This window comes from Rhodoferax sp. GW821-FHT07G04, from assembly GCF_059418585.1.
The window spans coordinates 98,185-110,699 of record NZ_JBWKQD010000007.1; the positions used below are offsets into that span (position 1 = coordinate 98,185).

The 12,515-nt window shown below is 64.8% G+C and carries 8 protein-coding genes; 4 read left to right on the plus strand and 4 right to left on the minus strand.

What is annotated here, in order from left to right:
* Position 1 precedes the first annotated feature (1 nt).
* Together AC07OO_RS24620 and AC07OO_RS24625 are read right to left on the minus strand one after the other, a co-directional pair.
* Positions 2-1,294 (minus strand): NAD(P)/FAD-dependent oxidoreductase, encoded by a 1,293-nt coding sequence (locus AC07OO_RS24620; protein WP_495084806.1) that lies wholly within the window; start codon positions 1,292-1,294, stop codon positions 2-4.
* A gap of 212 nt (positions 1,295-1,506) precedes the next feature.
* Entirely contained in the window at positions 1,507-2,736 is a 1,230-nt protein-coding gene (locus AC07OO_RS24625; RefSeq protein WP_495084807.1) for an HD-GYP domain-containing protein, read from the minus strand.
* Positions 2,737-2,816: 80 nt separating this feature from the next.
* On the opposite strand from AC07OO_RS24625, the gene AC07OO_RS24630 reads away from it, so the two are divergent.
* Entirely contained in the window at positions 2,817-3,314 is a 498-nt protein-coding gene (locus AC07OO_RS24630; RefSeq protein ID WP_495084808.1) for an adenylyltransferase/cytidyltransferase family protein, read from the plus strand.
* Here the strand turns inward: AC07OO_RS24630 and glnE are convergent.
* Entirely contained in the window at positions 3,307-6,060 is a 2,754-nt protein-coding gene (gene glnE, locus AC07OO_RS24635) for a bifunctional [glutamate--ammonia ligase]-adenylyl-L-tyrosine phosphorylase/[glutamate--ammonia-ligase] adenylyltransferase (protein WP_495084809.1), read from the minus strand. The genes AC07OO_RS24630 and glnE overlap by 8 nt on opposite strands.
* Positions 6,061-6,075: 15 nt before the next feature.
* Here glnE and AC07OO_RS24640 point away from each other — a divergent pair, with 15 nt between their 5' ends.
* Positions 6,076-10,227 (plus strand): YhdP family protein, encoded by a 4,152-nt coding sequence (locus AC07OO_RS24640; RefSeq protein ID WP_495084810.1) that lies wholly within the window; start codon positions 6,076-6,078, stop codon positions 10,225-10,227.
* A gap of 11 nt (positions 10,228-10,238) precedes the next feature.
* A complete protein-coding gene (locus AC07OO_RS24645) occupies positions 10,239-11,054 on the plus strand; it encodes a carbon-nitrogen hydrolase family protein (protein WP_495084811.1) in 816 nt (271 codons plus the stop codon).
* A gap of 64 nt (positions 11,055-11,118) precedes the next feature.
* Here the strand turns inward: AC07OO_RS24645 and AC07OO_RS24650 are convergent, their stop codons facing one another.
* On the minus strand, positions 11,119-11,289 hold the full coding sequence (locus AC07OO_RS24650) for a hypothetical protein (protein WP_495084812.1): 171 nt from the start codon (positions 11,287-11,289) through the stop codon (positions 11,119-11,121).
* Between AC07OO_RS24650 and mltA the strand changes: the two genes are divergently transcribed.
* Positions 11,222-12,457 (plus strand): murein transglycosylase A, encoded by a 1,236-nt coding sequence (gene mltA, locus AC07OO_RS24655; protein WP_495084873.1) that lies wholly within the window; start codon positions 11,222-11,224, stop codon positions 12,455-12,457. The genes AC07OO_RS24650 and mltA overlap by 68 nt on opposite strands.
* Positions 12,458-12,515: the final 58 nt, after the last annotated feature.

Here is a 12,515-nt window from a genome sequence, read left to right on the forward strand (position 1 = left end):
GCTAGGGCGCCCGATTCAACGCGGCATGCAGACGGTCGGCCACGGCCAAGCCTGACTTCAAGCCGTCTTCATGGAAGCCATAGCCGGTCCAGGCGCCGCAGAAATAGGTGTTGTGCTGGCCCTGCAGCGCGGGCACCTGGCCCTGGGCGCGGATGGCGGCCACGTCGAACACCGGGTGGGCGTAGTCAAAGCTGGCGTGCACGTGGGCCGGGTTGATCTCCGCCACCGGGTTAAGCGACACGACCACAGGCTGCGTGAAGGGCACGGGCTGCAGCATATTGATCAGGTAGTGCAGGCAGACCTGCGCCGTGTCGCGCCCGGTGTAGGCGGCGCGCTGGTAGTTCCACGCGGCCCAGGCGCGGCGGGACTGCGGCAGCACTGAGGTATCGGTGTGCAGCACGGCGCGGTTGGCCTGGTAGCGGATGGCGCCCAGCGTCTGCTGTTCCGCGCTGCTGGGCTCGGCCAGCAAAGCCAGAGACTGGTCTGAATGGCAGGCCAGCACCACCCTGTCAAAGCGCTCGGTCTGGCCGTTGGCGTTGATGCTGACCCCTTGGGCATCGCGCGTGATGCGCTGCACCGGTGTGTTCAGCCGCTTGTCGGCAATCCGGGCGACGATTTTTTCGACGTATTGGCGGGCACCGCCGGCAACCGTCCACCACTGGGGTCGGTTGCTGACCTGGATCAGGCCGTGGTTGTGGCAGAAGCGGATCATGGTTGCCACGGGGAACTGCAGCATCTGGTCGGTGGGGCAGCTCCAGATGCAACCCAGCATCGGCAGGAAGTACCAGTCGCGGAACTCTGTGGACAGGCGGTGCTGGTCCAAGAAACCGGCCAGCGGTTGCATCAGCTCGGTCTCAGCGTTGCGCGACGCAATGCCGGTGCACAGGCTGTTGAAGCGCAGCACGTCGCGCAGCATGCGCAGGAAGCGGGGGTTGATGAGGTTGCGGCGCTGGGCAAACACCGTGTTCAGCGATGAGCCGCTCCATTCCAGCGGCGCCTGGCCCGCGGCACCCGGCACCTGCACCGAGAACGACATGTCCGAGCGCGCGGTGGGTATTTGCAGATCGGCGAACAGCTGGATCAGGCGCGGATAGGTCCGTTCATTGAAAACCAGGAAACCCGTGTCGACGCCATGGGTGGTCGATCCTGTAGGACCGTCCAATGTCAGATCGACAGTATTGGTGTGGCCGCCGAAGTAGCTTCCAGCCTCGAACAGGCTGACGTCGACCTGTCCGCGCAGCGCATGGGCCACGCCCAAACCAGAAATGCCGGAACCCACGATGGCGATCTTCACAGCGCAACCCTCCCCTCGGGCCACTCGGGACGCGGTAACAAGGCAGTAGCAGACGGACAGTGCACGGGCAAACCTAAATTTAAACTAATCAGTATTTTTGTGACTGTATAGTAATTTATCGACCAAAGTAGTTTTTACCCCTTTTTGCTGTGGGGGTAAAGCGGTCCGGGTTTGCTGTTGGTTGCGCGCTACGCAGCGCGCGCGGGGGTGGCCTACCAGGGCCGGTCGTAGGCGGGGGCTGCGGTCAGTGGCAGCAGACGTTCCAGATTGATCTGGACCTTGACCTCACGGTGCGGCACGCTGGCCACGATGCGGTAGTCGCGGGTGCTGGTCTCGCGTATCGTCGGCTCCAGGGTCGGCATGCCGCTGCGGTTGACCAATACCGCCACCCGCGGGGTGCTGGTGTTCTGGCCACGCTTGATGACGACCGCCACTTCGTCGGTCGCCAGGCGCACGAAGGAGCCGGGCTGGTAAATACCCACGGCCTTGATCAGCGCGGCGCCAGTCTCGTCGACCTGGCGGTTTTCGTCGAAGTAGCACGCTTGCATGGCCGCCGCTGGCGAGATGGGCACACGGGATGCCCGTGGTGCCAGACGGGCCGCGAACATGTCCGCCCGCTGGATCAGGCGGGCCAACTGCTGGGGCGGCGTGCGATTTTGCAGGGGTCCGGGTGTCTGGGTATGGTGGTCACGCACGGCTTCCAGCCAGACGGCGTCATCGACACCCATTTCCGCCAATATCTCGGCGGACTTGGCCGCATGGGCATCGATGGCCTTGCGTTGGATGACCGACGGGGGCTCGACCTGCTTCGTCAATTGGTCTTGCAGGCCGGTCATGCTCAGGTTCATCGTCAGTGCGGCCTTGCACAAGGAGGCCTCCTGCTCGGCCGGCCACTTGAGGACCTCGCGTGCGGCCAGTCCGCACATCACACTGACCAGCATCGCATGGGTGGCGCTGTACATGCGCATCTCGGTGGCCGAGAGCTGGATCAGCGCGAACAGCGTGCCGTCAGGGTTGCGGCGCGAGTGGCGGGCCAGCTGGCTGTGCAGGCGCTCCAGGCGTTCCATGAAATGGGTTGGCTGGGTGTCACGCAGTAGGGCATTGGCCTGTATCTGCAGGTCCAGCCAATCGGCGTGCTCATCGTCTTGTGCGTTGCGGTTGGCCAGCAGGTCGCCGGTGATCTTGGCTTCGGCAATTTCGCCCAGCGACTTGCCGGTACGCACCAGGTTGTGCAGGCGTTCCACATAGGCGCGGTGGTGGGCTTCGGAGTCCGCGACATCGATGTACAGGCCGCCGCCGCGTTGGGCCATGCCCGCCAGGTCTTCCTTGGAGTCGATCACGAAGGATCGCTTGGCCAGCAATACCCCATTCCTGTCCATCAAAGGGAAAGGCAGGGGTTGGTTGATGCGTATGGATTCGACGCTGACGGGAACAAGGTGCATGGATACAAGGCAATTATGCATTGCTGATCGGCACAAGTGGGCCACTCTTGAGAGCCCCTGCTCCTGATAGCATGGCGCTCATGCAGTCCTTAGATACCGCTCCGGCCTTTCTGGCCAAGATCTGTGCGCGCGACGATGTGCCACAGCAGCTCAGCCACTTGCCCAAACCCTGGGTGTTCACCAATGGCGTGTTTGATGTGCTGCACCGCGGCCACGTCATGTACCTGGCGCAGGCCCGCGCGTTGGGTGGCAGCCTGATCGTTGCGCTGAATACCGACGCCTCCGTACGCCGCCTCGGCAAAGGCGATGACCGGCCGCTCAACCAGGAAGCGGACCGTGCCATCGTCATGGCCAGCCAAGAGGCGGTCAGCCTGGTGACCTGGTTTGATGAAGACACGCCGGTGGAGATCATTGGCGAGATCCGCCCCGACATCCTGGTCAAGGGCGGCGACTACGACATGGCCAAGCTGCCCGAGACCGCCCTGGTGGAGTCCTGGGGCGGCTTTGCACGGGCCCTGCCGTTTGTGGCGGGTTACTCCACTACCGCGCTGGTCAAAAGGATTCGTGCGGTCAACTGAGCGCCACGGCGTGTGCCTGCGCTGCGGGTTCAAACACCGCAGCCCATAGTGTCAGGCCCGCTGCGCGTTCTTGTTGTACTTGACTGGGCTCCACCTGCGTGGGCTCCTCATTGAGACGTGCCCGGTGCTGGATCTGGCGCAGCGTGCGGTAGGCCTGCGCCGCTTGGGTACCCACGTCCTCGGCCAGTAGGCCGCAGGCCTCGGCGCGCTGCAGCAGGGCGATATTGCCCACATTGGCCAGTAGTTCGGGGTGGCGGCAACCCTGGGACAGCACCAGAAATTGCACGGCAAACTCCACGTCCACCATGCCGCCGGGGCTGTGCTTGATGTCAAACTGCGTGCCCCGCACCGGGTGGCTGGCGCGCACCTTGGCGCGCATGCTGGCGATCTCTTCGCGCAGGCCTACATCGTCGCGCTGGGCACCGATGACGGCCGCGCGCACCGCGTCAAAGCGGGCATGCAGATCCGCGTCCCCCAGCACGCAGCGGGCGCGGGTCATGGCCTGGTGTTCCCAGGTCCAGGCGGTGTTGCTGCCGCGCTGTTGCTGGTAATTGGAGTAGGCGTCAAAACTGGTCACCAACAGGCCGGAGTTGCCATTGGGGCGAAGGGCAGTGTCAATCTCGTACAGATCACCCTCGCCAGTCTTCACAGTCAGCCAATTGATGAGCTTGCGCACCAACGCACCGTAGACCTCCATGGCGCGCTCGTCGTCGTCGTCGTAGACAAACACAATGTCCAGGTCGCTGCCATAGCCCAGTTCCTTGCCGCCCAGCTTGCCATAGGCAATGATGCCGAACTGGCATTCGGCCTGGTGCCGGTTCTTCAGCCGGTCCCAGCACCAGCGCGTGGTGATGCGCAGCACCGCATCGGCCAGGGCGCTCAGGTCGTCGGCCACCTCTTCAACACCCAGGCGGCCTTCCACATCCCGCGCCAGGATGCGGAACACCTCGGCATGGTGGGCGCGGCGCAGCAGGTTCAGCAGGGTTTCGTCGTCGTCTTCTCCGGTGCCTTGCAATGAGGCGCGGCGGTGGTCCAGTTCGCGTTCAAAATCCTGGGCGTCAAAGCGCTCGGCAAACATCGCGTCACCCGCCAATTCGTCGATGACGCCCGGGTGCTTGAGAAGATAACGGGCGGGCCAACGCGCCGCGCCCAGCATGTGCAGCAGGCGTTGGTGCACATTGGGCCGCTCCAGCAGCAGGGCCAGGTAGCTTTCACGGCGCAGCAGGGGTTCTATCCAATCGGCCAGGCGCACGGCGGCCTCTTCCGTGGCCTTGCCTTGGTTGACCCATTGCGCCGTGCGCAGCACCAGGCGCGACAAGCGGGCGCGCGAGTCCTCGCGCAAGGCCAGCACCCGCGGGTGTTCGCGCCAGTGCAGGATACGCGTGCGGAATTGTCCGCTCAGCTCGGCAAGCAGTTCGTCAAAGTCACTGACACCGGGCGTTGCCGCTGCCGAGCCGCCGCATCCCTTGCACTCTTTGTTGGCGCCACCGAGCAGGGCGTCAAACTCCTGCGCCACCAGCTCGCGGTGGCTGTCGAGTTCGTGCAGGAAAGCGCAACTGTTTGTAAAACCCTGTGTGTGGGCAATCCAGTCCAGATCCGCGTCGGCGGTAGGGAGGATGTGGGTCTGCTGGTCGTCCAGGTACTGGATGCGGTGCTCCACCTGGCGCAGAAATACGTAGGCCTTGGCAAGCGCGTCGGCCGTGGCCTGGGGCATCAGCCCGGCCGCAACCAGGCGCTGCAGTGCGCTGAGCGTGGGCCGAGTCCGCAACTCAGGGAACTGCCCACCGCGCACCACCTGCAGCAGCTGCACCGTGAATTCGATCTCGCGTATGCCACCGCGCGACAGCTTGACGTCATTGCTGCGCTCGGGCTTGCCAGCACTGCGCTTGGTGGCGTGGTCGCGGATCTGGCGGTGCAGTACGCGCAGCGCGTCAAACACGCTGTAGTCCAGGTAGCGTCTGAACACAAAGGGCGAGACCACGGCCCGCAAACCTTGGGCGCAACCGGAGCGTATGGCTTGGCTGGGGGCCACGACACGGCTCTTGAGCCAGGCGAAGCGCTCCCACTCCCGGCCCTGCACGTGGAAGTATTCTTCCAGCGCTCCCAGCGAGACCACGGGCGGCCCTGAATTGCCATTGGGGCGCAGCGCCAGGTCGACGCGGAACACGAAGCCGTGTTCGGTGGTGTCGCCCACCAACGCATAGATGGCGCGCACCTGCTTGCCAAAGTATTCCTGGTTGGAGATGCGGCCACGCCCATCGGTATCGCCGGCCGTCTCGCCTTCCTGGTCGTAGATGTAGATCAGATCGATGTCGCTGGATACATTGAGCTCACGCGCGCCCAGCTTGCCCATGCCGATGATGCACAGGTCGGCCCGCGTACCCTGGGCCGACAGCGGCGCACCATGCACCCGGTCCAGTGCCTGGCTGCTCTCGTGGAAGGCCACATCCAGCGCGAACTCAGCCAGGGCCGTCATCGCACTGGTGACAGTGGACAGCGCAGCGCCCTCGTTGCAATCCAGGCAGATCAGGCGTTCCACGACCAGTTGGCGCACCACGCGCAGCGCGGCACCGGTGTCGGCGCCCTGCGCACGCAGGGCCGCGAACAGGGTTTGCATGCGGTCGCGGTTAGGGGCGCCCGGGGGTAACTGCGCCAATTCCTGGGTGTAACGGCGACGTATCCGTTGGGTAAAACGGGAACCTATGGCCCGATCAGACGGTCCATTGCGGGTCATAATTCCTGGCATGGTGTTCCAACGACGATGGCTGACTTAAACCCCAACCCTTCACCTCTGATCAGGGTCGGTGCGTTTGCCGTGCGCGCAGCTTTTTGGGTGGTGGCTTCAGCGTGGGTGGCTTTGCTCATAGTCTGGGGTGCGCTGCATTTCGTCATTGTGCCGCGAATCGCGGAATTTCGCCCGGCGCTGGAAGAACAGGTCAGCCGCATGCTGGGTATCACGGTGCGCATAGGCGATATCGTGGCCCGCTCCAACGGGCTCATTCCCTCGCTCGAACTCAATGATGTGCGCCTATTCGACAAGCAGGGCCGCGAAGCCTTGAAACTGCCCGCCGTGATGGCCGCCTTGTCGGCCCGATCCCTGATGAGCCTGGGTTTCGAGCAATTGACGGTGGACCGGCCCGAACTGGATGTGCGCCGCTCGGCCGACGGGCGTATCTGGGTCGCAGGCCTCCCCTTGCCCAAGGGCGATGGGGCCGATAGCCGGGGAGCCGACTGGGTGTTCTCCCAGCCCGAGCTGGTCATCCGCCACGGCACCGTGACCTGGACCGACGAAATGCGCAATGTGCCGGCGCTGGCCCTGACCGATGTGGACTGGGTACTGCGCAACCAACACCGTACCCATGCGATGCGGCTGGACGCCAACCCGCCCGCCCACTGGGGCCAGCGCCTGAGCCTGTCCGGCATCTTCAAGCAGCGCCTGTTGACCCGTCGGGCCAGTGACTGGCAGGACTGGGAGGGCCAACTCTACGCCAACTTTACGCAAGTCGACTTGGGGCAGTTGCGCCAATATGCCGACCTGGGTGTCGACCTGGCCCAGGGCGTGGGCTCGGTCCGGGCGTGGGTGGATGTGGCGCGCGGGAAGGCGACTGCTGCCACGGCGGACCTCGCCCTGGACGGCGTCAAGGTGACCCTGGCTCCCAAATTGGAGGCCCTGGCCCTGCGTGACGTCAGCGGACGCCTTGGCGCCAAGGCCCTGGACGGGGGCTTTGAAGTCACCACCAAAGCCCTGCAGTTCCAGACCGAGGATGGCCTGCGCTGGCCCGGTGGCAATGTGCGCCTGGCCGTCTTCACCGGTGAGAAGAGTCAGCCAGCGCACGGTGAACTGGTCGCCGACCGCCTGGATCTGGCCGCGATGGCGCAGATCGCGAACCGCCTGCCCTTGAACGACTCGGTCCGCAGCCAATTGGCGCAATTGGCGCCCAAAGGCCTGGTCGAGCAATTGCAGGGCAACTGGCAGGGCCCTATCGAAGCGCCCACCCGCTTCTTCGTCAAAGGGCGTGCGACCCAGTTGGAAATAGCCGCCCGGCCCGTGGATGCGGGTGCTCGGCCAGGCTTTCGCGGTGTGAATGTGGACTTTGACCTCACCCAGACCGGCGGCCGTGCCAGCATCGCGATGAAGGCCGGTGCGCTGGACCTGCCCGGTATCTTTGACGAGCCGGTCATGCCATTTGACCAGTTGGAAGGCGAGGTGCAGTGGAAGCTCGATGGCGACCAGATCAGCCTGTCGCTACCCCAGTTGCGTTTCAGCAATGCCGACGCCCAGGGCGAGTTGCAACTCAAGTGGCAAACGGCGCCCACCAACAAGGCCACGGGTGGTGTGCAAACCGCAAGCCGCTTCCCCGGTATTCTGGACTTGCAAGGCAGCCTGAGCCGTGCCGACGGCACCAAGGTACACCGCTATTTGCCGCTGGGCATCCATGCGCCGGTGCGCGACTATGTGCGCGAGGCCGTCGTGGCTGGCACCGCCTCCAGCGTCAAATTCAAGGTCAAGGGCAATCTGCACGACTTCCCGTTTGCGACGGCCAAGCAGGGTGACTTCCGCATTGCGGCCGATGTGCGCGGTGCCAGTTTCGCCTATGTGCCCAGCTTTTTGCTGGCCAAGGATGCACCCCAGTGGCCGGCGCTGACCAATCTGTCGGGCGAGCTGGTCATAGACCGCGCGGTGCTGCAGGTCAAGGGCGCCAGCGGCGGGGTGCAGGGCGCACCGGGCCTGCGCATCAACAAGGCCGATGGCGTGGTGGACAGCCTGTACCACGGCGCCACGGTATCGGTCACGGCAGAGGCCCAGGGCCCGTTGGCGGAGATGCTGGGCTTTGTCAACACCTCGCCGCTGAACACCCTGATGGGCAAGCCTCTGGAGCGGGCCACGGCCAGCGGCCCGGCTGACCTCAAATTCAAACTGGCCTTCCCCATCGCCGCGGTGGAGCGGGTCACCGTGCGCGGTGCCGTGAGCATGGGTGGCAACGAGCTGCAAGTGACACCCGACACGCCGCGTCTGGCCCGTGCGCGGGGCGTCGTCAATTTCTCGGAGACCGGCTTCTCGCTGACCGGTGTGCAGGCCCGGGCTCTGGGCGGCGATGTGCGCATCGAGGGTGGCATCAGCACCCCCAGCGCAACGGTTGCTGTGGGCAAACCGGCTGCGCCCCAGCAACTGCGCCTGCAGGGCAGCGCCACGGCCGAAGGTCTGCGCCAAGCCCGTGAGCTGGGCTTTGTGGCCCGGCTGGCTGCGCATGCTACTGGCACGGCGGCCTATTCCGCGACGGTGGGCATCCGTGGCGGCATACCCGAGGTGCTGGTCAACAGCAACCTGGTCGGCATGGCCTTGGCGTTACCGGCGCCCTTTGCCAAGCCGGCCGAGACCGCGCTGCCGTTGCGGGTCGAAACCTCGGCCGTGCGGGCCTCGCTGGCGGTGGGTAGCGACGGCATCGTGCATGCGCAGGACCAGTTGCAGCTGGATGTGGGCAAGCTGGTCAACGTGGTCTACGTGCGCGACGCCTCAGGCCCCGAGGCCCGCGTGCTGCGGGGTGCGGTGGGTGTGGGGTTGGCGGCCGATGAGTCGGCACCGCTGCCCGCCGAAGGCGTGGTGGCCAATGTCAACCTGGCAGCGATTGATGCCGATGCCTGGTCGGACATCCTGTCGCGTGCGGCGGGCACCGATCTGTCGGCTACGGCTGTTGCGACCACGCCCAGCAGCAGCGGCCCGGTCAGCATGGGCTATCTGCCCACCAGCGTGGCCATACGGGCCCGCGAGCTGACGGTGGGTGGGCGCAAGCTCAACAACGTGGTGGTCGGTGGCGGTCGCGAAGGCCTGCTGTGGCGCGCCAACCTGGACGCCTCGGAAATCAATGGCTATGTGGAGTACCGCCAGTCGTCTGGTACGAATGCGGGTCGCCTGTACGCGCGCCTGTCGCGCCTAGCCATTGCCCAGAGCACGGCGCAGGAAGTGGAAAACGTGCTGGACGAACAGCCCACCAGCATCCCGGCGCTGGACATCGTCGTCGAAGATTTCGAACTGCGCGGCAAGAAACTGGGCCGCCTGGAAATCGATGCGGTCAATGTGGCGGCCACCGTGGTGGCGCGGGATGCACCCCGTGAATGGCGCTTGAACCGCTTCAACATCACCACGCCCGAGGCCATGCTGACTGCAAGTGGCAACTGGACCAATGTCAGTGCGCAGGCCGGCCCGGCTGCCGCAGCGCGCAGCATCAAGGAGCGCCGGCGCACAGCGATGGACTTCAAGCTCGATATCAAGGATTCGGGCAAGTTGTTGAGCCGCTTTGGGATGAAGGGTGTGGTGAACGAGGGCCCGGGCAAGATCGAGGGTCAGGTGGATTGGCTCGGGTCGCCCATCACGATGGACTACCCCAGTCTCAGCGGCAAGTTCAATATCAACCTGGGGAAAGGGCAGTTTCTGAAAACCGACCCCGGCATCGCCAAACTGCTGGGTGTGCTGAGCCTGCAGGCGCTGCCGCGGCGTTTGACGTTGGACTTCCGCGATGTGTTCAGCGACGGCTTTTCGTTCGACACATTTGGCGGTGACGTCACCATCGCCCAGGGCATAGCCCGTACCAATAACCTGACGATGCGGGGCGTCAACGCGGCCGTGTTCATGGAAGGCCAGGCGGATATTGCCAAAGAGACCCAGAACATCAAGGTGGTCGTGGTGCCGGAGATCAATGCTGGCAGTGCTTCCCTGGCCTATGCCGCCATCAACCCGTTGGTCGGTTTGAGCACCTTCCTGGCCCAACTGGTTTTGCGCAAACCCTTGATCGAAGCCGCGACCTCCGAGCTGTTGGTGGACGGCACCTGGCTGGATCCCCGCGTCACCAAGGTCGAGCACAAATCCAACCCTGCCGCTGCCACGCCAGCGGCCAGCGCTGCGAGCGCACCTTAGGAGCCCCATCCATGAAAGTAGCCGCCATACAGATGGTGTCCTCCGGCGTCCTGTCGGAAAACCTGACCCAGGCCCGTGGCCTGCTGGAGCAAGCCGCCCAAGAGGGGGCCGAGTTGGCCGTGCTGCCCGAATACTTTTGCATGATCGGCCAGCACGACGCGGACAAGCTGGCCATCCAGGAGGAGTTTGGCAGCGGCCCTATCCAAAACTTTTTGGCCGATGCAGCCCGCAGCCTGGGCCTGTGGGTGGTGGGGGGTACGTTGCCGCTGTCGGCCTCCCAGCCCGACCGCGTGTACAACAGTTCACTGGTCTTCAGCCCCGAGGGTGTCTGTGCGGCGCGCTACGACAAGATGCACCTGTTTCGCTTTGACAACGGCGCGGAGGCCTACGACGAATCACGCGTGCTGGACCCCGGCGCCCACCCCACCCGCTTTGCGCTGCCCTCCAAAGACGGCCACCTGTGGCAGGTGGGCCTGAGCGTGTGCTACGACCTGCGTTTCGCCGAGTTGTACCGCGGCTATGCCCGCGACGGTGTGGATTTGTTGCTGGTACCCAGTGCTTTCACCCATACCACGGGCCAGGCGCATTGGGAGGTCTTGCTGCGCGCCCGCGCCATCGAGAACCTGGCCTATGTGGGCGCCGCTGCCCAGGGAGGTGTGCACCCCAATGGCCGTCGCACCTGGGGCCAATCCATGGTGGTGGATCCGTGGGGCGAGATCCTGGCGCAGCGTGCGCATGGCGCCGGCGTCGTGTGTGCCGATCTGAGCGCGCATACGCTGCTGCAGCGTCGCGCTCAATTGCCGGCCTTGCAGCACCGCCTGCTGTAGCATGCCCCGCTGTTATTTTTAAACGCTATGAAAAACATAGCGTATTGCGTTTATTCCACGAGGGCTAGCGGTCGTTTTTCTGTTGATGCCCGGCGTCGGTTGCGGCGGGCGGCGGCGCTTCGTTGCGAGCGTCCGTCGGCAGTTCGCCATGCTTGCGCCCCGAAAACATAGTCCACCAGATGATTCCAATGAATAACAGTCCTGCGCCCAGGGCTTCCAGCAGTAGCAAAGTCATGATGATGTCGTTGAACCAAAGGTTCCTGGTCTATGGGGGGCTGGCCCTGATTGTAGGAAGTTTGGTCGCCTGCGGCAGTGCACCCCTGCATATTCCGCAGCCCGCGCAGCAACCGCCTCGCACGGAAACGGCGCGCAGCAGCAGTGCGCCGATAGACGTGCCCGGCACGCTGAACCAGGGCAAGGGCCGCTGGGTGCCCGCGGCATGGAACGATTTGCCGGGTTTTGCGGACGACAGCCTGTTCGAGGCCTGGAACGCCTGGGTCAAGAGTTGTGAGCGGCCGTCCGCCCCCTTTGCCCCGCTGTGCGGTGACATCCGCCGCCTGAGCATCGGCAGCCCCGAGGAGCAGCGGGCCTGGATGCAGGAGCGCCTGCAGCCTTTCCGTGTGGAGACCGTACAGGGCGAGGCCACCGGCTTGCTGACAGCCTATTACGAGCCCGTGCTGGAGGCCAGCCGCTTACCCAATGCCAACTTCGGCGTGCCGCTGTACCAACCGCCCGCCGGTTTGGCGCAGCGCAAGCCCTGGTACAGCCGCCAGGAGATCGACATCCTGCCCGAGGCCCAGGCCGCGCTGCAGGGCAAGGCCATCGCCTATCTGGCCGACCCCATAGACGCGCTGATGCTGCAGATCCAGGGTTCGGGCCGCATCCGTATTACGCAGCCCGATGGCAGCGAGCGCTGGGTGCGCCTGGCCTATGCCGGCACCAATGACCAGCCCTACCGCAGCGTGGGCCGCTGGCTGTTGGACCAGGGCCTGATCAAGGACGCATCCTGGCCTGGCATCAAGTCCTGGCTGATCCAGAACCCGCAGCGCCAGCAGGAATTGTTGTGGAGCAATCCGCGTGTGGTGTTCTTCCGCGAAGAGGCGATTGCAACCCGCGACTCCAGTGAAGGACCGCGCGGCGCCCAGGGCGTGGCGCTGACGCCGGGCCGCTCCATCGCGGTGGACCCCACCAGCATCCCCTACGGCACGCCGCTGTGGCTGGCGTCAAACGGCCCCCAGACCACGCTGCAAAAACTGGTGTTGGCACAGGACACCGGCAGCGCCATCACCGGCACGGTGCGGGCCGATTATTTTGTGGGTTGGGGGCCGGAGGCCGGTGAACTGGCCGGGCGCTTGCGCCAGCCATTGCAGTTGTGGGTTTTGTGGCCCAAAACGGCCAGATAACGCTACTATCATGACCATGACCGTTTCTGCCCTTTAACCACCACCATCGAACACTGGG